The organism is Nostoc sp. (assembly GCF_036917935.1).
GTDB lineage: Bacteria > Cyanobacteriota > Cyanobacteriia > Cyanobacteriales > Nostocaceae > Nostoc.
In genome coordinates this window covers 42,041-64,960 of record NZ_JBALEL010000019.1, presented here as the reverse complement: position 1 = coordinate 64,960, position 22,920 = coordinate 42,041, and the positions used below count along the sequence as shown (strand labels likewise).

Below are 22,920 nucleotides of genomic sequence, written 5' to 3'. Positions count from 1 at the left end.
GTATTGGGTATGGTAAAAACCGATTTTATTTTGGCGTTGTAAACTTTATTTATAGCGTTTACTGATCACATGAGGTACATCATAGTCCCCTCATCGCTTGCTCTTAGGGGGTTGGGGGTGGGGTTCTTGTACCTCACTTAAGCGAGAACCGCTATATTGTAATTAACTATAGGGCTTGAAATCCTTGCTTTCAGAGATACAGCAGAATTCATGAGTCAGAATGGGCTACGCCCCGCTGCCCTAACAGAAGTAAAACGGTCTTTATGCCAGGTTTGAAGACTTAGGTTGTGTACTTCACAAACTTGAAATCCGCTGTAGCTTTGTTTTGGGAAGTGATTTAAACCCCACTAGAAACATAATTACGAATTACTAAGCATGTCTATTTTCAAATTAATAAAAGTTAACAAATCATGGCTTAATAGAAGTTTACAAATGTTTGTTTAGGCGTTGGTTAAAAAACATGGGATTATTTTTGATCCAGATTTGACTAAAGTTGACTTACTCAATAAAACCCCAGTTTAAAAGTGGGGTTTCCAAGCCTTGATACATAGTAATTCCCAGAAAAAAAACACTAAACTAGTGTAGAATTTATTCAAATTTACGGTAATTATATCGGGATAGTATACTTATAAAGTCTAGATTAAAAGCCCCATTGACTCTTGAAAAGAATAGGACTAATGTTATGTATGAGTAGTCCTACCAAGGACATTATTTATGCATCAAAAAATCATGAGGTATTTCCGATGATGATGATGATGACTGAAACCATGACTACTGAGATGCAAGCTTGTATAGATGCTTGTATGAACTGTCACAAAATGTGCATGGAAACCATGACTTACTGCATGAGCAAAGGTGGTAAGCAGATGGACAAAAACATGATGAGCATGATGAGCATGATGCGCGATTGCGCTGAAATGTGCATGATGTGCATGAATATGATAATGGGCGGTTCTGAGTTCATGGAACGCACTTGTATGCTTTGCGCCCAAATGTGCGATCGCTGTGCTATGTCCTGTGAAATGATCAGCGATGATGCGAAAATGATGGCATGTGCTGCCGCTTGTCGCAAGTGTGAAGAGTCTTGCAGAAGTATGCAGATGATGACCGCATAATTCCCCTACCTCGCAGAAGTTTCTCTGCAACCTAATATTCAAGCGCTCAGACTTTTCAGTCTGGGCGCTTGAAGTAAAGACTTACTTTTTATTAAGGGTAATATAGCTGTAGTCAGATATGTTAGGACAGTGTTGATTGCTCAAAGTCTTGAAATAACTGGGTTTATACTCAAGCACTGGCTAAACCTAGCTATCTGCTAACAGCACTTTGCTGCTATACTTACTGCTGTGGCGTGCTTGCGGTGACATTATTACCTACCACTTCTCAAAATGAGTAAATGTGCAGGTTCTGCACTTTTCGCGTCCTGTATATCTCTGCGTTCATTCCATCAAAATCAAGCGCAGAGGATCTAAACGCACATACCAAGGAAAAGGTTGGTCTTTCATCGTCGCCCATTTTTCTTTGAAGACTTCAGCTTGCAGATGATAATCTTGAGAATTCTTGCCAGCTGAATTTAATTTGAGAAACAAGGTCATTCGATGCGGCGTTTCACTTGTTTCCACTACCCAACAGGGAAAGGTATTTTCCTGTGATGAGTCGTTGCTAAAAATGAACTGATGGGCACGAATGCCGATATGGAATAATTCGCTCTTAATTGGTTCAACAACTTGAAGAGTACAACCCCAATCAGTCGCTTCCACCTGTTGCGATGACTGGAGAACAGCGCGGGAGAAGTTTTTACATCCGGTAAGTTGGGCAACACTCACAGTAGCTGGATGCTCGAAAATATCATGTTTGCTGCCATAATGAATGGCTCTACCATGCTCCAATACCAACAGATTTGGACAAATCCGATAAGCTTCTTCCATATTATGGGTGACAAATAAAGTCACACCTTGGTAGGTAGCTAGAGTGTCTGTCATTTGCTGCTCTAATTGACTACGCAGATGGGTGTCGAGTGCTGAAAACGGCTCATCTAAAAGTAATGCTTGCGGTTGACTTGCTAATGCTCTTGCCAAGGCTACCCGTTGTTGTTGACCCCCAGAAAGTTGGTGCGGATAGCGATCGCCTAATCCCTGCAACTGCATCGCTAACAATTGTTCTTCTACCTGCACTCTAATACTCCCAGCAGATAGTTTTTTGGGCAAACCAAAAGCGATATTTTGCGCCACACTCATGTGCGGAAAGAGGGCGTAATTCTGCACTAAAAAACCGATGCGGCGATCGCGGCTGGGTAAATTAATTCCTTGTTCCGAGTCAAACAGGACTTTGCCATTTAAAACTATGCGTCCTCTAGTGGGCGTTTCTATCCCCGCAAGGCAGCGCAAAATCATGCTTTTACCTGCTCCAGAACCCCCTAACAATCCCAAAGGTTGCTCATCAGTAGTGAAAGCAACTTTTAAATGAAAGCTAGGAAGGATTTTTTCAATGTTGACAAATAATCCACCAGATTCAAAGTGAGAGTCCGGGGTATAGAGAATTTCTCCCCCTGCTCCCTGCTCCCTGCTTCCTCCTGCGCTTCTCTTTTCCCTCAATTCTTGCCAGAAGTTGACTGCAATAATTCCAGAGAGAGAAATCACCATAATTGCGATCGCCCAAAACCAAGCTTCGTTCATTGCTCCCCCTTCCACAGCAAAATAAATCGCCATTGGGATTGTCTGCGTTTGTCCGGGAATGTTACCAGCCAGCATCAACGTCGCCCCGAATTCTCCTAAAGCACGGGCAAAAGCGAGCATTGTGGCGGCGACAATGCCGGGTACTGCTAGGGGTAAACTGATGCGCCAAAAGATTGTAGTTTCATTTGCACCAAGGGTTCTGGCTACTCGCAGCAGATTCCCATCTATTTGTTCAAAGGCTCCCAGTGCAGTTTTATACATTAAAGGGAAAGAAACTACCGTGGCTGCGATCGCCGCACCATACCAAGTAAAGACGATGGTGAAGTCAAAACCCTCCATGAGTTTCCCTACAGGGCCATTTTTGCCAAAAAATAGCAGCAACAAGAAACCGACAACCGTAGGCGGTAAAATCAGGGGCGCAATAAAGATACCCTCAATCAACGATTTACCTTTGCCACGATATCCCAGCATCCAGTAGGCAGCAGCGATACCCAAGAAGAAGGTGATAAATGTGGCAAGTAATGAAGTTTTGAGTGATATCCAAAAAGGCGATAAATCCAATGGCATAGTTGTCTGGGGAAGAATTAGCTCAACTAATCCATAATTTACCAACTTTAGCTTTAATATGTTAGGAAAAGTTGGTAAACTACATCACAATCAATGAAGAAAATCCCAAAAACTAGCCAAACTTTAAACAAAATTTGCGTTCAGTTGGGTATCAAGTATCAGAAATAGATACGGTTTGTGATCATTTAATACTCATCTTGAAACCAACTGGTAAAATTGTTGGGAATTACCGAAGTGTAAAAACCTTAGTAAACACATACTGTTAGCCGTATCTAATACTACCGTCAACAGCAAGTGCATCCCCCTCCTACCAGCAATCAAAAAAAACCCCAAGACCTTTTCTTAGTATGCGGACTCAAAAGTTTAGGGCAACATTGCGTCGCAATCCTCAAGGAATACGATGTTAAAGTCAGCGCCATTGAGGATGTGCAGCCCGAACATTGGGAAGTCCCAGAAGTACCTAAATTACTAGAAAAGTTAATCATAGGAGACTGCCGCCAGCCAAGTATTCTAGAGCAGGCAGGTATATGTCAGTGTCGTTCAATACTTTTTGTAACCAGAAATGAGCGGATAAATATAGAAGCTGCCTTTGCAGCACGGCGTCTTAATCCGCACGTTCGCCTGATTGTACGTTCTGACAAACAAAATTTCAATAAACTCTTGTGGGAAAATCTTGGCAATTTTGTTGCCTTTGAGCCTACTCATCTTTCAGCTCACGCCTTCGCTCTGACAGCCCTTGGTTCTGAAGCTATTGGATATTTCACCTTAGAAGGGCAACTGTTGCAAGTGATAAAGCACCAGGTACAAGCCAAGGATAGCTGGTGTAATGGTAAGCCAGTACATAGACTCAATCTGACAACTCGCCGCATCTTGACTCACAGACCTGTTTCATCTAACCCACTCCAAGAATTGTTTGGCTGGAACCCAGAGGCAGAAGTGCAGGTAGGAGACACGCTAGTTTATATTGATGTGGCATACGAACTGGCTTTATCTGAGCAAGACCGACAATCTCATCGCCAAAGGTGGCAGTGGCAAAAGTTTATTCAAGGCATCACAGCGAAAAATCTCAAAGATAAAATAGCGCAATTTTGGCAATCTTACTACCAAAGCCAAAATCAAATCCGCCGAATTGCGACAATCTATGCGATGACTGTACTCATCCTGTGGCTGGTTGGAATAATTCTTTATCGCTTATATTATCCTGACATTACCATCCAAGAAGCTTTCTATGGGACAGCAGTTTTGCTCTTGGGAGGATACGGAGATTTATTTGGCGGTGTTGAGTTTGCATCGCAATCAAAACCCTCAGACGATATGCCTTGGTGGTTGCGGTTGTTTAGCCTGGGACTGACGTTGACAGGTCAAGCTTTTGTGGGAGTATTATATGCACTGCTGACTGATGCTCTTGTCACTTCAAGATTCCATTTTTTCAATTCCCGTCTTCCTATACCACAACGCAACCATCTGGTAATTATTGGCTTAAATCGCTTGGGACAGAAAGTGGCTGCTCTTTTGCAAGAACTCAACCAGCCGTTAGTAGGAATTCATCCTACTACTCTCCACCAAGAAACTTTACCCAATATGCCCCTTATCGTTGGTAATGCTACCGAAGCACTCATGAAGGCGAATCTCTCCCACGCCAAAAGCATCATTTTAGTTGGGGACGATAATATGGAAAATCTCGAAATTGGTTTGATGGCTCATGCAATCAACCCCGCCACTACCTTGATTCTCCGCTCTCAAGACCGCCAATTTAGTGATAATGTCGCCCCTCTGTTTCCCTATGCTCAATTTATATGTGACTCGGCTTTGGCGGCAGAAGTCTTTGCTTGTGCTGCTTTTGGAGAAAATGTTCTGAGCTTGTTTCACTTGAATGAGCAAATAGTCATGGTGACGGAATACAAGATTGAAGATGGCGATACCCTGAATGGATTGCTTTTATCTGAACTAGCATCTGGCTACAGTGTTGTACCGATTCTTTACCAGAAATATCAGCGAGACAATTACTCTTTAATGCCCTGGTATGATGTTAAGCTTGATGCTGGCGATCGCTTGATTGTTTTAGCCACAAGCAGTAGTTTGCAGCGAATTGAATGGGGTGAAATGCTGCCTCGTCTTTGGCAGGTGCAGATTGAAAAAGCTCTAACTACCAATGCCATTATGTATGGTGCTGAAGAGATAGTTTTGATTACAGGATGTAGTTCCACTGACGCTAGGCAATGGATGAATAATTTGCCTAGAGTATTGCCGATACCACTTTATAAACATCAAGCTCAACGTCTCATGCGCGAGTTAACAAAAGTACAAGTTTTGTCGAATCTAATCTTCATTGGGCAACCTTGAATTTTCCATAACTAATTATGCGGACAATAATCATCTGCGGATAATTATTGGAGTTTAGACTAAATAATCATACTCAAAGCAAAAAATCGGAGACAAAGTTCATCGGCGAATGGCACTAAGAAAAGATACAGCCCTTGCCCTGACTGGTTAAGAGCCTATAGGCTCTTAACCAGTAGCTTGACCAGAGGCAGAGCCTCTTTTGAATACATTCCCAGCCTGGAGCCTGGGAACGAGGCGACACAAGCCTTTGGGCTTTTTTTAGTGCCATACGTTCATCGGCATTGATTGTAAAAGTAAAAGCACAACATTGTTGTGCTTTTGGAGATTATTAGTATTCAGTTGATTGTGACAACCAGAGAGTTTTTTAATTAGTCCAATTGAGTACTGTAGGCACTAAATCCATAAGCCAAAGTTTCTTTTAAATTATCCGATGGCTTGAGACTTCTGTTGATAGCATTAGCAAACGGTACCGGAATCCCTTTGATGGTTTCTGGCAAAATTGCATATTCTGCTGTTGGTTCGACAATGTATTGTGGACACTTCGCTTTCATCCCAGCAGTAGCTAACATTTCTTCTATTTCAGCGGCTGAATATTGCTTGAGATAAACTGGATTTCTCACAAATGGATTCAGCCTTCTGATAAAATTATGGATAATATGAGAAGGACAAGACTTATTGTGAAAGGAATGATTAAAAACAAAAATTCCACCAGGTTTTAGCACACGAGAGATATCAGCCAATAAATTTCTTAATTGTGCATCTGGGATATGCATGAAGACGCAGTTAGAAATTACCAAATCTATAGAATTATCTTCTAAAGGCAATGTTTCAGCAGAAGTGCAAATCAAGTTAAATTCAGCTTCTGGAAAAAAATTGTATTCTTGTTTAACCTTGATTAAGCGCCGCAATAAAGGTTCCGAAATATCAATGCCATAATATTTCTCGCATTTCAGATTTTTCGCTTTAGAGAGGTGTAAAGGTGCGCGACCATAACCAGAACCAATTTCCAGAATAGAACCGACAGATTTATTCAACGGAAATTTATTCCAAGTACCTCCAGGCGTGCCAGTTAACAGAGTGTAATCTTGTTTAATGGGCGATGTTTCTGCAAGTTTTTCAATTTTTTGGGAACCATAATATGTTTTACCAATTGCGTCCCATGTTTTTTTATGTTGAGTATTATTTAATTGTTCATAGTCGCTAGGAAAATAAATGCCATCTCGTAATTCAAAGTCATTCAGATTAAATTTTACATCTGCTAATTGACTCATTATGATTATTCCTCATGAATAGTTAAGTCTGTTTTCTGTTATACTCTTAACTCAGCATTAACCGCAAGTGATTTTTACTGAACCGCTTCCCCTGAGCCTTTTTTTAAAGTCTATAGCTATTTTAATTCGATGGAATATGGTGAAGCTGCACAGATGTGCGCTTAAAGCGCCTATTGCATCCATAGCCATAGATGGAATGGCACTAAGAAAAGGCGAAAGGCTTGTGTCACCTCGTTCCCAGTCTGAAGACTGGGAATGTATTCCAAGAGGGCTGCTGCCTCTGGTCAAGCCACTGGAGGCGGAGCCTCCGAGAATGGGTTCCCAGCCTCCAGGCTCTTAACCAGTTAGGGCAAAGCTTATAGCTTTTCTTAGTGCCATTCGCCATAGATGCGTAGCGGCTACTCTACGAGTTCTCCAACGAGTACCCGCAGGGTACGAAAACCGTTATAATAACAACCCTTGCCGGATCAGAGCGGCAAGTTCGTATACATTAGTTGATGGACTGCAACAATTGGAGGCTGTGATGATACAAGGGTCACAACAAAAACGGGTGGTAGTTGTAGGTGCTGGTTGGGCTGGTTTAGGAGCAACTTACCATTTGGCAAAACAAGGTTATGATGTGACACTTCTCGAAGCAGGTTCCTATCCCGGTGGATTGGTGGCAGGTTGGCAAACAGCCGCCGGAAAATCTGTAGAAGCTGGCATTCATGGCTTCTGGTATCCTTACAAAAACATTTTTTCCCTAATTAATGAATTAGGAATTAATCCTTTTACTACTTGGACTCGTTCTTCGCAATATTCGCCAGCAGGTTTGGAAGTTGAATCACCAATTTTTCAAGACTTACCGCGACTCCCCTCGCCACTGGGAACTTTTCTCTACACTCAGTTTAAGCGGCTACCACTAATTGACCGTCTTAGCGCCCTGCCTTTACTTTATACTGTCGTTGATTTTGACAATTCCGATGCAGCTTGGCGGCGCTATGACTTTGTAACTGCCCGTGAATTGTTCAAAGACTTTAACGTTTCTGCACGACTTTACCGCGAGGCTTTTGAACCAATGTTATTAGTGGGCTTATTTGCCCCTGGTGAACAATGTTCAGCCGCCGCAACTTTAGGGATGCTTTACTTTTTTATTCTGGCTCATCAACCGGATTTTGATGTAGTTTGGTGTCGGGGAACTGTCGGAGAAAAGATATTTCGTCCTTGGGTGGAACGCATCGAAAAAGCTGGTGTGCGAGTGTTGCCCAAGCGCCGGGTTACAGATTTAATTGTTGATAGTAATCATCGAGCCAAGGCTGTGGTTTGCGGTGATGAAGTAATTGAAGCAGATGCCGTGATTTTTGCGGTTGGAATCACGGGGATGAAGAAAATTGTCTCAACTAGCCCTAGTTTACAAAGCCGTGAAGAATTCCGTAATTTGAGCAATTTAGGAGCAATTGATGTTTTAGCAACGCGACTATGGTTTGACCGCAAAGTTGATATTCCTCGTCCTTCTAATGCTTGTTTTGGATTCGACACAAGTACAGGTTGGACGTTTTTTGATTTGAATGCCCTACATGATGAATATCGGGATGAGCCGGGAACAGTGATTGAAGCTGATTTCTATCATGCGAATCAGTTTCTGGGTTTGAGTGATGAGGAGATTTTAGCAATAGTTCAGGGTTATTTAGCAACTTGTGTGCCCGCATTTAGAGAGGCAAAGATAATTGATAGCAGTGTAATTCGGCTACCTCAAGCGGTGACTCACTTTGCACCTGGTAGCTATCGTTATATGTTGCCCGCTAAAACAAGTTTTGAGAATGTGTTTATGAGTGGGGATTGGATTGTGAACCGTCATGGTTCCTGGTCACAGGAAAAGGCTTATGTTACTGGTTTGGAGGCGGCTAATTTGGTGGTGTCTTATTTGGGAGAAGGTCAGCCATCTGAGATTTTAGCTGTAGAAGAGGATGAAGTGCATATCCAAGTGGCGCGATCGCTCAACCAAACTTTGCGTGACTTGGGCAAATCTATCCTGCCTGACTTTTGGTTGCCATAACATTTATTTAGGCTAGCACAGCAGTGCATCCCTAATTTATGTATATCTCTGGCAAATCTAGTTAATCATTAATTGGAATCTAAATTCGGTAAGCTAAAGAAAGCGATCGCGATACCATCCTTATAATCTAAATCAAACCACATAAGCTTATGGAGCCAGACTCTTTACCAACCGAGGTGATTCTAACGCACCCGCGTGAGTCTCTCGGTAGAGTGCAACTTGATTGGACACCCCAACCCGGAAACTATCTCGATTTTGAAGGTAAAACCTACGCGGTTCTAGAGCGCCGCCATAGATATCAACTTCAAGCTGGACGCTACCGCTTGCATAATATTGCCATTTATGTACAGTCTGCTAAACGACCATCGGAGAAAAGTTTGGTAGCGGGACGTTGGGTAATTGGTGATGCCACCTGCTGCTACAATGCTCATTCAGAACTCATTCGCTGTGCAGTCAACCCAGATGGCCCTTGCGAATCTTGCCGCTTTTATGAAAAGTTAGAAGCCGTTTAATTTTGGATTTTGGATTTTAGATTTTAGATTTTTCCTTCAATCCAAAATAGGCAGTAATTTAATTTTGAATTTTTCCTTTAATCCAAAATCCAAAATCTAAAATCTAAAATTGGCAACCCCTCAGCTTCCCGTACCAAAAACTTCTCCCACAGTTAAGCGACTACCATTAACAAAATCCCATCCCGACTGGGGACGTTTACCGGCTAGCTGAACCTCTCGCAACAGCAATAAACCTTCCCCAGTTTGGACAATCGCGCCAATTCCTTTGGCAATGCTCACTACAACTCCCGGTTTATCTGATACATTTGAGAAATCAGGCAATTTATGTATCAATTCTTGTAATTCTGGTGGGAGATCGCGATCGCCTACAGAACCAAGGGGAGCAGAAGCGGTGATTTTTAGCAGATTGTCACGAAAGGTAGCGGTGCAATTAGGGTAAAAGCCTCTGATTTGATTGTGTAATTGGATAGCGGTTTTTGACCAATCCAAACCATAATCTTGTTTTTGAATTAGAGGTGCATAAGTAGCTGCTAAATTATCTTGAGGAATTGGTTGAATTTCCTGGCGTTCCAACTTCAACAGAGTTTCCACCAACAAATCCCCACCGATCGCAGCTAGTCTGTCGGCTAAATCTTGGGCATTATCCAGCAATCCAATGGGTGTAGTGGCGATTTGGAGCATTGCGCCAGTATCCATCCCCACATCCATTAACATGGTCGTGATCCCCGTTTCACTCTCACCGTTATACAAACACCACTGAATCGGCGCTGCACCGCGATATTTGGGTAAAATCGAGCCATGCACATTAATGCAGGCCAACTTTGGCATATTCAAGATTTTTGACGATAAAATCTGTCCATAAGCGACAACAACAAACACCTCTGCATCTAATTGTTTGAGTTGGGTTAAAGTTTCAGTGTCTTTTTTCACCCGTTCGGGTTGCCATACTGGTAAGTTGTGAGCAGTAGCGATCGCTTTTACAGGTGTTGGCGTAAGTTTATTTCCGCGTTCCCGGCGTTTATCTGGTTGGGTCACAACCGCCAGCACCTCAAATTCTGAATGATTCAATAACTTTTCCAAGGTGGGTACAGCAAACTGAGGTGTACCAAAAAATACAATTTTCATTAATAAATTAGTTGTTAGTTGTTAGTCATTAGTTAATCGTAAGTGCGCCACTGGTAACTGACAACATGCAACTTACATGTTTAAACAGAATTTACCAAGCCATGATTTAGCAAACTCCTGTATTCTGGATGGCAGTTGAAAACACAGTTTATTTGCTGTAAATAATATTGGCTGTTTGGTGGTACAATATTTTCGTATTGATCAAACCAAAGCCTGCTTGATTAAGTTAATATAGCGTTTCCTAATCATACGAGGTACGTCATAGCCCCATCCTCGCTTGCGGGGAGGGGGTTGGGGGTGGGGTTCTTGTATCTCACTCAACTGAGAACCGCTATAGTTAAGTTGACAAGTTTAACAGCTAGTATAAACTGCATCTGCCTCTAGTGAACCTAATCACTTAGTGGTTTTTCGTTACGATTCGCTAGAGCATCTACCGAGTAAATTTTGTTGTGTTCCCGCTCATCTTCCCGAAATTGGTTTTAAATACAGTTGGTTTAGTAAAAACTATTGCATTTTCTAGCTATTTTTGTAGTTTAGATAGCAATTTATAACTTTAGGTTGCTGACAGCAATATCTTCTGAGTATGATGTATTATGCGTCCGCTTTCCCAGGTTTTTAATTAACGCCTCACGTTTACCATCTTGAGGGTTTGCGCTGTTATATTTAGTGTGTTAACTGGCTTATTTGGTGTGTACTAGCGATCGCTAGTACGATCCCCGATCGCTAAGTTATCTCGCTCTTGGTTATTAGCGGCATTCCCCAAACTATACGCTGAACCTCCCTTGACCAAGACCTATTTTTGGTGTAGGTGGGTAGAGCAACCTTATACATCGTGTAGTAATTACTGAGTTATCAGCATATTTACTATACTAGCATATTTTTGCCAAAAAAATTCAGTACCTGAGTAAGAAAAGGTGTAGAGAATGATACTTAATTTTTGTAAAACTCTGCAAACTTTGAAGAAATTCTCTCGTCAAAGCTTTTAGTTTCTTGTTATACATATAACTATCGCCTGCCCCATTGCTACATAGGTATTGCTTCTCACATAGCAACCGCCCCCTCTAGAGAGTCTACAAATGCTTAAACCCCTTTTGCTGTCAGGATGGTTCCGCGCGCAACCATTTCTCAATTACGTTGTCGTTGTGATATTGATCGCACCCTTGTTAGGGGCATCGGGCCACTCGACCCCAGTAAGATCCGAAGTAGCTAAACTCACTTCGATAACTGGAGAGTCTGACTCTGTATCAAAGGAAATAGCTGTAGTTGGGGAACCTGAGATAGCTACAACATTAAAAACAGATCAAATCGACTCGATAACAGAAGAATTTGACTCTGTGCCAACACAAAGTATTGCTATTCAGGAACCGCAAGTATTACCAGCGGATAAAATTGAGTCTTCGGCTGAAGTAGATAGTTCTGTGTCAAACAGCGATTTAACTGTTCCTGATTCTTTGGCAGCAGTTGAACTGGCACCATTAACAGATGTTCCTGTTAGTCAACTTAATTTAGTACAAAAACTCAAAGCTGCTAATGTCAAGTCTTTGAGAGTCCAAAAAAATTCTTCCTCTAAAGAAAAGTCTTTTACTCAATCATTGACAGCAACTCAAGTAGCACCAACTCTTAGAGAATCACAATCAACCACAACGACGGAAATACCTGTTGCACAACCAGTTGATGAGTCCCAAGCAGAACAAATAGATCCCATCGGTAGTCCTCACCCGATTCCTTGGAAATGGATTACAGCAACTCAAGAAGCCATTGCTTCTAATGGTGGTTCTGGAGTGCGTCACTATCGCAGTGTACCTGTGATTTCTCCAGATGGCAAATATGCTGTTTATAGCCGGGTGCAACTAGAGGTAAAACCCCAAATGTACAACAGCCGTGTCACCAGCGTTCTGTTTGTTCAAGATATGCAAACTAAGAAATTGTGGGTGATGGCTTCAACTACTCCAGTTAGCGATCCTTTATTAAAGGTAAAGGCTGTAAAGGCGGAGTCTTCAGAAGAAACTGATACGAGCGGTAAAATTGGGGTATTAGTTCCAGTTAGCTGGTCAGAAAAAGGCGATCGCTTCTTAGCACGCAAGTTTGAAGGTATATTTAACACAGGAGATTCTACAGATAGTGCGGTGATTTGGGATCGGCAAAAAAATCACGCTAACACAGTTGCTCCCGCTAATGAGCAAGAAGAGCATGATAAAATTGCCGTCTTGTTAGGCTGGAGTAAAAGCCAACCCGATCATGTGCTGTTCCGTGCAGGTGAATTGGGCGAAGAAAACTGGCCATTAATGCAAGTTGCTAATGATGGCAAGACTGTCACTACAACAGACGACGATCAGCCAATTACTTTTGGGAAAAAGGTTACAGAAATTTGGGCAGGCCCACAAGTAGCTTATCGATAGGATAGTTAAGTGAACTACTCAGACTTGCCCAAAGCTGAAGTCTGAGCTTCCCAATTCATCGGGAATAGCCATCAATTACTCCGTAGTTTTTTTGGTCTGACATTCCCTCCAAGGGCAGGAGTCCTGGTTCCCAAGACCCAAATCTTTCTCTTCTCCCAAGGGGAGACGCCAAGGGCGATGCGACATATACCTATTAGCTTGGTTTTCGCTTGTGGCATTGATGGTCAAGACATCACCTATCTTACCAGAAAATCCTGGGGATTCGTCATACATCCAGAATTTGTTTTTACATAAGCAAAAAATCAATTCCAGATGTAATCCTCATCCCCCGCTCACAATCCCCACCTTATGAGTACATTGTTCGCGTAGCGTCTCGTAGAGAAGGTGGGGACTTCCGCGACTCGTTAAAAATCTTATTACTCCCGTTGTCGTCACTGCTGACAACGGGATTTTTTTTGGCACTGTTTGATACTCCGTTGACCTAAGCCGGAAGGTCGCCCTTCCGACTTGGCTTCAGAACCGGACGTGAAAGTCTGTTATGTTACGATCAAAGCATCAACCTGTACAGAAAGTCTGTACAGGTTAAGCGAGAATGTACTTAATTCAATTTACAAGTAAAAACGGAACTTTTATAATTTTTGACCAGCATCGACTTTTAAAACATCCTCTAAGATTAAAATTAATAAAGACTTATTTATCACCCCTTTCCCACTCAGGTATGACACCTTTCACCCGGCGGATGGGCAAATTAGCAATTAAAGCTGTGGTTCGTTGGTTGCTTTCTAAAGAGAACTCCAAGCCCTCTGTCTCAATTTCGACATAGCGACAGACGACATCTAGGATTTCTTGGCGCATTTTTTCCAACGTTTGAGGATCTAAGTCAGCGCGATCGTGAGCAATCACCAATTGCAGGCGACGTTTAACTTGAGTTCGACTGCTATCAGGGCCGCGAGAAAAAAGTTTTTCTAGAAGTTCAATCATTACGAATAGGTCTGGGGCGGAGACTAGAAAAGTAAGTTAAACAATCTTTGTCCACAACAACCTTCGTAGACGGGCGAAGATGCTGTCTTGGGATGGGTCGATCTCCAGAAATTCGACACTTTCCCCTTCTAATCTACGAGCAATGTTCTCAAAGGCTGTGGCAGCTAAAGAGGGATTTTCCGCTAAAACTAAGGGTTCGCCGCGATTGGTAGATACAATAACACGCTCGTCGTCAGGGATTACCCCGATCAGGGGAATGGCGAGAAGTTCCTGAACATCTTGCACTGACATCATATCATTTGCCTGCACCATTGCGGGTCTGATGCGGTTAATTATTAAATGAACACGCTTGATACCTTGTGCTTCTAGTAACCCCACTACCCGGTCAGCATCACGAACTGAGGAAATTTCTGGTGTGCTGACTACTAGCGCTTCTTTTGCTGGGCCGATCGCATTTTTAAACCCATTTTCAATCCCGGCAGGGCTATCAATAATCACGTACTGATATTTTTGCGCTAGTGCATTCACCAATAACTTCATCTGTTCAGGTGTGACTGCATCTTTGGAGCGATTTTGGGCAGCCGGCAAGAGTACGAGATTAGGTTGGCGCTTATCTTTCACCAAGGCTTGTTCTAAACGGCACTCTCTGGCTAAGACTTCCACCGCAGTATAAACGATGCGGTTTTCCAGCCCTAACAGCAAATCCAAATTTCTCAGACCAAAATCTGCATCAACCAAGGCAACTTGACGCCCCATTTTGGCTAAAGCCATGCCCAAATTTGCTGAAACTGTGGTTTTACCCACTCCTCCTTTGCCGGAGGTAATCACAATAATGCGAGTCATGATAGAAATGCGGTCAATGAGGGTTCAGAAAATATAAAACAGTAAATTGCAGTATAAAGTATGAAGTATCGTATCAAGTATGAAGAAATATCTGTTCTCCCTGATGAGGGTCAGGCATGAATATTTGTTTTATTTCATCCTTACTTATATACTTCATTCTTTAAGTAAATATTTATGGCTCTTGATTGCTCTTGGTGAATTGGTGTCTGGAAAAATCAGTAGCCCTAGCGATGCGAATTCCTTGGGGCGTAATATGTGCCACTTCTGGAGAAAATTGCATTGGCGGTTTTTCTGGTGCCCTCGCTACAGCATCTGCGATCCGCAGTTGGGTTGGTTCCATTTGCAAGGCCATAATCAGACACTCACGATTGCCTCCAGCCCCAGCATGAGCAATTCCACGTAGGCGACCCCAGATAATAATATCTCCATCTGCAATTACAATACCACCTGGATTTAAATCTCCCAAGAGAATTACTGTCCCCGGATGACGAATTTCCACTCCAGAGCGGACTGTCATTTCTAGATAGAGGGCATCTGCTTGGGGTATGGCTGTAGCTGTTGGCTCGGAACTCAGGGAAGTTACGGGCTGCAATTGTTCTACAGAATACCCAGATGTTACGGCGGCGATCGCAGTTTGCCGACGACTCGTCGAGACAGATATGAGCCGGAGTTGGACATCACTCAAAGCCTCGGCGAGTTCTTGGAGTTGTCTGGCATCTACTAGGCGGTCTTGTGCCATAAAATGCACAGGTGTATTAGATATACGGAAGCGATCGCCTGCACTCAGACGTTGCCTTATTTGTTGCCAAATATCAGACCAAGTGAGTTCTGAGGCAGATACTTGAGATTCCGAGGGCAAAATTAATAACAGTCGTCCCTCCTTACTTTTTAACTGGACTTGAGTATTATCATTTACGCGATGCCCTGGTAATACTAACTCATTGGGATTTAAATCAGTCAGGATAAAATCTGATGGCGCATCAGTATTTGACTCTACATCTGGTTTAGCAGGATTTGACTCTACACCCCCAAGGACAGTATTTGATTTTAAATAAAGGAGGACAGATTTTAACTCAGCATCCGGGAGGATAGAATCTGACTCTACATCAGAAATAGTAGAATTTGCCTCTACCTCAGAAAGGATAGAGTTTGATTCTGCATTAGGAAGTGCAGAATTTGACTTTAGATTGGGAATCGCAGAATCAGAAGTCATGCAGTACTAGCCAAAAGACAACAGATTTTAAATTTTGGGTCGCACCTTTGGTGCGCTGACAGCGCAACTTGGATTTTGGATTTATGTCACTCACAAGGGGTGTTGGCGTAGCGGGATATTAGTCCGACATTAACCAAAATACTCTTTAATCTAAAATCTCAAATCTCAAATTGGCATGGTCAACCTCTGATAAACTGTCCCCAAGGCATCAGCATCGCCGACATTACCTGGAAACAGCACCACAGGCAAATCAGGAAACTGGGGATGATCGGATGACGTTAACACCATTGAACAACCAGCTAAAATTTGACCGAGTAAACGGGCTGAAGTTAAAGCTAGTCCAGTACTCAAGACATCGTTTGAAGTAATACCACCCTTGCTGATTAAGAATCCTATATCAGATGGTAAACCGCGCACAATATCCATCAATAAACCTGAAACTTTTTCTCCAAACTCCAATCGTGTCTTGACATCTTTAAAATTTAGTTCCTGACGGCTAGTATAAACTACTGGTGTTTTGCCAGCTTCGTGTGCTGCCCGTGTACTTTCTTGGATTTCAGTTAGCAATGCCGCAGATTGATTTGGATGATCAAGTAATCGCGCTACATTTACTTCGATTCCCACAGTTCCCTCTAGTTGCAATAGCGCCTCTAATTGCTCAGTAGTCTTTTTCACATGGGAACCAACAATTACAGCACCTGCTTTGCCTTGTCGCACGTACTGCGCCATGTTTTCGGCGGCAATCGGTTGGGGAGGTAAAGCAGCTAAAGCCGTTAAAATACTTGCTGCACTGCGAAATAGAAAGCGTTTCCCTTGACTGGCGGCTGCTAATATATCCACTGCAAAGCGGTTGAGATCGGCTTGAGTTTCACCATCAACGACAGCGCACTGATTACCATGAAGTTGTAACAATCGTTCCAAACTACCAGCGCGAATATCGGCCAGGAGAAACCTTTCTACAACTTCGGCACTAATTCGTCCTTGAGTCTTTTCTTCAACATACTTGGGTAAGTAACTGTGATCGTAGCTAAAGACTGAATCACGGGCAAATTCAGTTTCATGGACTGGGGTGGTTACACCGTCAATAATCAAGTAATGCACGCTGTCGCGGGTGATGCGTCCGCCGTCAAAAAATGCTGGTACGAGAAAATGAGCATCAAAGGGGCCGAGTTCTTGTGCGATCGCATCAGTTTCAATCGGATAATGTCCCCGCAAGGTAGAATCAGAACGGCTGACAATCAGAAAATCGTCAATTCCTTCTGTATTCAAAGCGATTTTCAGGTTTTGACAGACTTCTTTGATGACAGATGCAGCTGACTCTGGCGTTAGCGATCTAGTATTAGTCAGCACAAAGAAAATCGGTGAATCATCCTGCAACCCGCTGCGTAAAGTGTCCACATCCCAGTGCATTAGCAGCAAGCAGCTGTGGACTGTTTGAGAACCTGTAGGATCATCATCCAGGACAATTATTTTGGGTTTGTTGCTCATTTAACTCAACGGGGCGATTGTTTTTTGGGAAATTCATCAACAGAGGTAATCTCTACTCAGCCTTTCTGCAATTTTCTGATTTCTGCTTGGACATCGATCGCAATTTGCAATGATTGATTTAGCAGTTGAGCATATTCGCCTGCTTGACTACTAACTTGTAAAGCTTGCAGACTGGGTAAATTATTCACAAATAACTCTTGATTATTCGCAAGCAGTTTTTTATTATCTCGCAAAATTCGTTCCGTTTTCAGAGCGCGGACTAAATCTTCTCTAATCAGTTGTAGGGCATTGGTGACTTTATCTCGGTCGTGAATACTGCTTTCTACGTTTCCTGATGCTGCCAATTGGTCATTGATATCGATGGCAGCAACCAGGTCATGATATTTATCAACTTCATCTAAAAGTATTGTCAGTCCTTCGGGACAGGTTAATTGTCGCCACAGCCATCGCCCCACTAATATCGGCATTGGCACTAAAATTAGTAAAAGAATTCCTAGTCGAATTGAAGAACCAATTGTTGGCAGAATAATAAACGCGTAAACAAAGCCCACAATTATTGGCGTTAGCGCCAGCGTCACCAGCATTTCATTGATAAAAAACCCTAATCGCTTTTTGCCATCTCGCAAAACTGAGGGTCGAAAAACGTCTTCTGGATCGAACCCAGTCAAACGTCTTAGTTCCCCCTTACTAATTTCCAAGCCTATTAAGTCCGGCTGCACGGCTGCACACTCCTATGAAAACCCCAGTTGCGTATTCATTTTAATCGGGTTTACCGTGATGATTGTGGTTATATTCGGGAAACCAGTTTTCATCTAAAATTGGTTCTTTAGAACAAATGGGTATAAAGGGAAATATGTCAATGGCAAGTTGAGAGCGTAGTTTACCGCCGTAGGCATCGCTTGCTTCTGTTCTTGCATCTTGATAACATTCATCAAATATTTCTAAAATGTAAGGTTTCAAGCTAGGACTATCTTTCAGAGCTTTTTTAATCTCTCTACGAAAAGTCCTGATTTCCCCTTTCCAATGTCCTTGATTACGTTCTCGTTCGTCATCCCAAAACTTGAGTTTTAGTAGATGTTGAAGAAGCTTAATTAATAAACTTTCAATTGTTCGCTTCTCCCTTCTACCTATAGTTTCTAATTCTTCTAACAAATTATCTAAATCAACAGCAGAAAACTGTCCAGTGCGAAGTTGGTTTATGGTTGTCCTCAGCCACAGGTAATAATCTTGGTCGTATAAGGTTTGAGTTACTGATTGGATTATTGGTTTCACCATACACTAGCCGAATTCCTAGTATGTTTTTTAATTTAGCTCAATTGAGCTTCTACCCAAAATTGCCTGTAATCTCTGACTATAGCTCAATAGTTTTACCTTCACAAAAATAAAACTACCCCGATGTGACACCATCATCAAAGACAATCAGTATTAGTTGTTTTGGAGCGATCGCCTCGCACAAGCAATATAGTCTCAAAAACTACTATATAGGAATCATATTTGATTTCTGAAAAAATCTCGGTAGTCTTGTAGTGAACTGTCATGGCTTTAATAGACTTCTTGCATAAATCAAAAATTAAGAACCCCACCCCCAACCCCTCCCCGCAAGCGGGGAGGGGTTGGGGGTGGGGTGTTTGGGACTTTTGCAAGAGGTCTAATGTTGCAAAAAATTGCTTTGTTGGGTGGAGCGGAGCGCAACCCAACATCCTGATATATGTTGGGTTACGCAAAGCCTCCACCCAACCTACGTCTACGTCTAATGCACTATTAAAACCTAGACAGTCCACTACGTGCATTTCAAAAATCAAAAACTACTATAGTAAATTGGGATGCAATAGCGTCTATTTTCTACTAACTATATTCGTCAACTAAAATCTGGAACATCTCATGTTCTCTAATAGCATCAAAATCAGGATCAATTTTAGCAAGTTCCAATCTATTTGATTCAAGTTTGATTGATTGTTGTAGATTTTGTATTGCTAGAGTTACATTGTTTTGTAGTGCGTAACAACAGGCTTTGTTATACCAGTAATCAGCATCGTCAGATTTAATTTCAATTGCTTGATTATAGACAACTAATGCCTCTTCATAACGTTGTAATTTTATCAAGCTGACACCTTTGTAATTCCAACCATTGATGTTATCTGGTTTTAATTGAATAACTTTTTCGTAAGAGGCGATCGCATCTTCATATTGTTGTAAAAAATAGAGTGCATTCCCACGATCTAACCAGAAACCATAAAAGTCAGAATAGATAGTAATTGCCCGATTATATGAGTCTACGGCTGCTTGATAATTTTGCTGTGCTGCTAAAGCTTGTCCTCGTAACCACCAAGTATTGCTATCTTCTGGTCTAATTTCTATTACTTTATCGTAGGCTACGATCGCTTGTTCATAACGCTGTAATTTTGCCAAGGTTTCGCCTTGTTTATACCAAGCTTGATAAAAATCTAACTGAATGGCGATCGCTTGTTTATATGCTGCTAAAGCTTCTTCATTGCGTCCTAAATCTGTAAGAGCAATGCCCTGATAGTACCAAGTTTTTGAATCATCAGATTTGATTTCTAAAGCTTTTTTATAGGAATCAACTGCTTCTACATATCTTTGCAAAAAATAAAGGGAATAACCGCGTAAATACCAAGCATTAACGTAGTCTGGTTGAATTTTAATTACTCGATCGTAGGAGGCGATCGCTTCATCATGTTTGTTTAAAGAATAAAGCGCATAACCTCGCCAATACCAAGCATCAGCATTTTTGGGTTTATTTTTAATTATTTTGTCATAGCAAGCGATCGCCTGCTCATATTGTCGCGATGAGACTAATTTATCAGCTTGTCTTTGTAACTCTTGGTTTTGATCTCTAAATATCCATAAAACTAAAACTAATCCGATAACTAAATACCGCGAATTCTCTCTAAATATTGCATTCGCGAAAACAGTTAAATTTTCTGGGAGATGAAGATATTCGCTAATTGTATGAGTGAAATTCCATAAAAATTGATTAAAAGGTCTGGCAAACCATAATAAACCAATCAATATCCAAATTCCATATTTAGCAACCTTATTGATTTGCTGTTGAATCGCTTTTGGCAGCCACGGCTCGATAATTCCATAACCATCTAGGCCAGGAATAGGTAATAAATTAATCAAAACGACATAGATATTTAGGGAAATTATATAAGTTAGGGCAGTAATCAAAGCAAATAAAACTGAATTTGGATTTTCGAGAGCTAAAGAATCCCAACCCAATTGAAAAGGCAATGATAGCAGGTAAGCTAGAATCAAATTGGCAATTGGGCCAGCAGCCGAAACCGCACTTTTCCATTTGCGATCGCGTAATCGACTGTGATTAATATAAACTGCTCCCCCAGGTAGAGCAATACCGCCAATGAGGAGAAAAAATAACGGCATCATCAAACTCAAACTCGGTTCGGTATATTTGAGTGGGTTCAATGTCAAATACCCCTTATCTTTGACAGAAGTATCACCACCCCAATATGCTGCTATTGCATGACCAAACTCATGCAAACATAAAGACAATATCCAACCAAAACAGATAAAAGCTATTACTAGCCACATATTCATATTTATAGATATCTCGTAAAAATCCTGGTTAATTTTTGATCGTATTGGCTTTCACAACAAATTTAAGTATAGCGGCGTAAATAATACTGACTTACAGCTATTTTCAGGTTCCATATTTAAATTACATAAGCTGGGCGCTCATGTTGCCCACCCCACAAGAGTTATCTCGAATTCGATTATGCAAATTAGATGTTTTTTAGCTTAAACCACGCGGTAGGGGCACAGCATTGCTCGTTCCCAGTCTCAGACTGGGAATGCTCGTCCTTGAGGCTCCGCCTCTCTTGCTGGCGGAGCCTCAAGGAGCAGCATTTCTAGCTAGAGGCTAGAAACGAGGTTTTAAAGGAGTTTCAGCTTCAGTTGACACCAATGAGCATTGCTGTGCCCTTACGACAGATGTGGTTCAAATACTTGAATTCTGCTGTAATAGAGAAATCATCAGTGAGCGATCGCCTAAACTTTTGCCCACTGATGATTTATTCTCTCTCATAAATTCAATTGTCGCTATCAACAATTAAGGATAAAGACCTCTGTCAGTCAGCGCCTGAGCCACTCTACCCACCCCTAAAGTGTAAGCTGCTAACCTTAAAGAAATTTGCCGTACCTTCGACTGGTGAATCACCCGATGGTAAGCTTGTACCATCAAATGTTCCATTTCGCGGTTGACACGCTCCTCATCCCAAAATACGTAAGAAAGACCCTGCACCCACTCTAAATAACTGACTACTACACCGCCAGCATTGGCCAAAATATCGGGTAGTACTATCACTCCCCGCGCCTCTAACGCCAAGTTAGCCTCAAGAGTAACCGGCCCGTTAGCAGCTTCTGCCACAATCTGCGCCTGCACCTGATTCACATTTTCTTCAGTGATCTGGTTTTCTAAAGCTGCTGGTATTAAGATATCACAGGGTAAAGTTAATAAATCTGCATTGCTAATTGGTACAGATTGCGGGAAACCCACCATACTCTTGCGATTTTCAGCCGCATAGACTTTCAACTTGGGAATATCAAGACCAATTTCGGAAAATACTCCCCCAGCACCCGTTGAAACGGCGATAATTTTCGCGCCTGCTTCATATAGTAATTCCGCTGCGGCACAGCCGACGTTACCGAAACCCTGAATAGCTACTCGCATTCCTGCCAAAGATTTACCTTGATCTGCTAGTGCCTCACGTACAATAATCATCACGCCACGTCCGGTTGCCATTTCTCGTCCCAGAGAACCACCAATAGAAAGGGGCTTTCCAGTTACAACTCCTGGTACAGCATGACCAACATTCACAGAGTAAGTGTCCATCATCCAAGCCATCTCACGGGCAGAAGTACCCATATCTGGCGCAGGAATATCTACGGCAGGCCCAATATCTTTAATCAACTCGCTGATATAACGGCGGCTGATTCGCTCTAATTCGCCAACACTGTAGCGTTTGGGATCTATAGCAATGCCACCCTTACCACCACCGTAAGGAATACCTAACAAGGCACATTTCCAGGTCATCAGCATTGCGAGAGCGGATACTTCGCGCAATGTCACAGCTGGATGGTAACGAATTCCGCCCTTGTATGGGCCTAAGACATCAGAGTGCTGTACCCGGTGTCCAGCGAGAACCTGTATTTCCCCATCATCTAGTTTCACAGGAATGGAAACCGTGACAACTTTACGCGGGTGGCTGAGAATTTCCAGCAAACCCTGATTTAAATTTAATTCTTTAGCTGCCGCCTCTAAGTAGCTACAGGCTTGGTCAAATGGGCATATATGCGCTGGAGAAGCAGGTTCTGACAGCAACAAGGATTTTGAAATCATAAAATTTTCTCCTAATCACGGTATCTTTGCGAACCGGATATCATCTGTACCTAAGCTTATCCTTTTTTTCGGAATAAACAAGCATTTTGTA

At 42.2% G+C, this 22,920-nt stretch carries 17 protein-coding genes; 6 read left to right on the top strand and 11 right to left on the bottom strand.

Annotation, left to right across the window (positions count from 1 at the left end; translation table 11 throughout):
* The first annotated feature begins 743 nt into the window (after positions 1-743).
* The gene (locus V7K62_RS08790) at positions 744-1,115 is read left to right on the top strand and encodes a four-helix bundle copper-binding protein (protein WP_334863595.1); all 372 of its coding nucleotides are present in this window, start codon (positions 744-746) and stop codon (positions 1,113-1,115) included.
* A 321-nt stretch (positions 1,116-1,436) separates the two neighbouring features.
* Here V7K62_RS08790 and modB read toward each other — a convergent pair whose 3' ends face one another.
* Entirely contained in the window at positions 1,437-3,239 is a 1,803-nt protein-coding gene (gene modB, locus V7K62_RS08785; RefSeq protein ID WP_334863542.1) for a molybdate ABC transporter permease subunit, read from the bottom strand.
* Between the two features lie 134 nt (positions 3,240-3,373).
* Here modB and V7K62_RS08780 point away from each other — a divergent pair, with 134 nt between their 5' ends.
* On the top strand, positions 3,374-3,505 hold the full coding sequence (locus tag V7K62_RS08780; protein WP_334863541.1) for a GNAT family N-acyltransferase: 132 nt from the start codon (positions 3,374-3,376) through the stop codon (positions 3,503-3,505).
* Positions 3,506-3,533: 28 nt separating this feature from the next.
* Positions 3,534-5,582: a potassium channel family protein gene (locus V7K62_RS08775; RefSeq protein ID WP_334863540.1), complete on the top strand. Its 2,049-nt coding sequence runs from the start codon at positions 3,534-3,536 to the stop codon at positions 5,580-5,582.
* A gap of 368 nt (positions 5,583-5,950) precedes the next feature.
* On the opposite strand, the gene V7K62_RS08770 is transcribed toward V7K62_RS08775, so the two are convergent.
* Positions 5,951-6,853: a class I SAM-dependent methyltransferase gene (locus V7K62_RS08770; protein WP_334863539.1), complete on the bottom strand. Its 903-nt coding sequence runs from the start codon at positions 6,851-6,853 to the stop codon at positions 5,951-5,953.
* Positions 6,854-7,376: 523 nt separating this feature from the next.
* On the opposite strand from V7K62_RS08770, the gene V7K62_RS08765 reads away from it, so the two are divergent.
* Positions 7,377-8,888 carry a hydroxysqualene dehydroxylase gene (locus V7K62_RS08765; RefSeq protein ID WP_334863538.1) on the top strand — a complete coding sequence of 504 codons (1,512 nt, stop codon included), beginning with the start codon at positions 7,377-7,379 and terminating at the stop codon, positions 8,886-8,888.
* A gap of 149 nt (positions 8,889-9,037) precedes the next feature.
* Positions 9,038-9,400 carry a DUF6464 family protein gene (locus V7K62_RS08760; RefSeq protein ID WP_334863537.1) on the top strand — a complete coding sequence of 121 codons (363 nt, stop codon included), beginning with the start codon at positions 9,038-9,040 and terminating at the stop codon, positions 9,398-9,400.
* A gap of 120 nt (positions 9,401-9,520) precedes the next feature.
* Here V7K62_RS08760 and fmt read toward each other — a convergent pair whose 3' ends face one another.
* Positions 9,521-10,525, bottom strand: a complete 1,005-nt coding sequence (gene fmt, locus V7K62_RS08755) for a methionyl-tRNA formyltransferase (RefSeq protein ID WP_334863536.1) — start codon at positions 10,523-10,525, stop codon at positions 9,521-9,523.
* A gap of 1,076 nt (positions 10,526-11,601) precedes the next feature.
* On the opposite strand from fmt, the gene V7K62_RS08750 reads away from it, so the two are divergent.
* On the top strand, positions 11,602-12,924 hold the full coding sequence (locus V7K62_RS08750) for a hypothetical protein (RefSeq protein ID WP_334863535.1): 1,323 nt from the start codon (positions 11,602-11,604) through the stop codon (positions 12,922-12,924).
* A 690-nt stretch (positions 12,925-13,614) separates the two neighbouring features.
* Here the strand turns inward: V7K62_RS08750 and minE are convergent.
* From minE to V7K62_RS08710, 8 genes are all read right to left on the bottom strand, one after another.
* Positions 13,615-13,905 (bottom strand): cell division topological specificity factor MinE, encoded by a 291-nt coding sequence (gene minE, locus V7K62_RS08745; protein ID WP_334863534.1) that lies wholly within the window; start codon positions 13,903-13,905, stop codon positions 13,615-13,617.
* Between the two features lie 36 nt (positions 13,906-13,941).
* The gene (minD, locus tag V7K62_RS08740; protein ID WP_179067073.1) at positions 13,942-14,748 is read right to left on the bottom strand and encodes a septum site-determining protein MinD; all 807 of its coding nucleotides are present in this window, start codon (positions 14,746-14,748) and stop codon (positions 13,942-13,944) included.
* 172 nt (positions 14,749-14,920) lie between these two features.
* Positions 14,921-15,961: a septum site-determining protein MinC gene (gene minC / locus V7K62_RS08735; protein WP_334863533.1), complete on the bottom strand. Its 1,041-nt coding sequence runs from the start codon at positions 15,959-15,961 to the stop codon at positions 14,921-14,923.
* A 165-nt stretch (positions 15,962-16,126) separates the two neighbouring features.
* Complete coding sequence (locus V7K62_RS08730) at positions 16,127-17,449, bottom strand: four-carbon acid sugar kinase family protein (RefSeq protein WP_334863532.1); 1,323 nt, start codon at positions 17,447-17,449, stop codon at positions 16,127-16,129.
* A gap of 56 nt (positions 17,450-17,505) precedes the next feature.
* Entirely contained in the window at positions 17,506-18,168 is a 663-nt protein-coding gene (locus V7K62_RS08725) for a hypothetical protein (protein ID WP_334863531.1), read from the bottom strand.
* A gap of 40 nt (positions 18,169-18,208) precedes the next feature.
* Positions 18,209-18,724, bottom strand: a complete 516-nt coding sequence (locus tag V7K62_RS08720) for a DUF29 domain-containing protein (protein WP_334863530.1) — start codon at positions 18,722-18,724, stop codon at positions 18,209-18,211.
* Between the two features lie 570 nt (positions 18,725-19,294).
* On the bottom strand, positions 19,295-21,028 hold the full coding sequence (locus V7K62_RS08715; protein WP_334863529.1) for a tetratricopeptide repeat protein: 1,734 nt from the start codon (positions 21,026-21,028) through the stop codon (positions 19,295-19,297).
* 511 nt (positions 21,029-21,539) lie between these two features.
* The gene (locus tag V7K62_RS08710) at positions 21,540-22,829 is read right to left on the bottom strand and encodes a Glu/Leu/Phe/Val family dehydrogenase (RefSeq protein ID WP_334863528.1); all 1,290 of its coding nucleotides are present in this window, start codon (positions 22,827-22,829) and stop codon (positions 21,540-21,542) included.
* Positions 22,830-22,920 lie beyond the last annotated feature (91 nt).

Coding starts and splice junctions, on each gene's coding strand:
- minE (WP_334863534.1), bottom strand. CDS start 13,905: ATGATTGAACTTCTAGAAAAACTTTTTTCTCGCGGCCCTGATAGCAGT.
- fmt (WP_334863536.1), bottom strand. CDS start 10,525: ATGAAAATTGTATTTTTTGGTACACCTCAGTTTGCTGTACCCACCTTG.
- V7K62_RS08765 (WP_334863538.1), top strand. CDS start 7,377: ATGATACAAGGGTCACAACAAAAACGGGTGGTAGTTGTAGGTGCTGGT.
- V7K62_RS08710 (WP_334863528.1), bottom strand. CDS start 22,829: ATGATTTCAAAATCCTTGTTGCTGTCAGAACCTGCTTCTCCAGCGCAT.
- V7K62_RS08790 (WP_334863595.1), top strand. CDS start 744: ATGATGATGATGATGACTGAAACCATGACTACTGAGATGCAAGCTTGT.
- minC (WP_334863533.1), bottom strand. CDS start 15,961: ATGACTTCTGATTCTGCGATTCCCAATCTAAAGTCAAATTCTGCACTT.
- V7K62_RS08715 (WP_334863529.1), bottom strand. CDS start 21,028: ATGAATATGTGGCTAGTAATAGCTTTTATCTGTTTTGGTTGGATATTG.
- V7K62_RS08750 (WP_334863535.1), top strand. CDS start 11,602: ATGCTTAAACCCCTTTTGCTGTCAGGATGGTTCCGCGCGCAACCATTT.
- V7K62_RS08770 (WP_334863539.1), bottom strand. CDS start 6,853: ATGAGTCAATTAGCAGATGTAAAATTTAATCTGAATGACTTTGAATTA.
- modB (WP_334863542.1), bottom strand. CDS start 3,239: ATGCCATTGGATTTATCGCCTTTTTGGATATCACTCAAAACTTCATTA.
- minD (WP_179067073.1), bottom strand. CDS start 14,748: ATGACTCGCATTATTGTGATTACCTCCGGCAAAGGAGGAGTGGGTAAA.
- V7K62_RS08760 (WP_334863537.1), top strand. CDS start 9,038: ATGGAGCCAGACTCTTTACCAACCGAGGTGATTCTAACGCACCCGCGT.
- V7K62_RS08730 (WP_334863532.1), bottom strand. CDS start 17,449: ATGAGCAACAAACCCAAAATAATTGTCCTGGATGATGATCCTACAGGT.
- V7K62_RS08720 (WP_334863530.1), bottom strand. CDS start 18,724: ATGGTGAAACCAATAATCCAATCAGTAACTCAAACCTTATACGACCAA.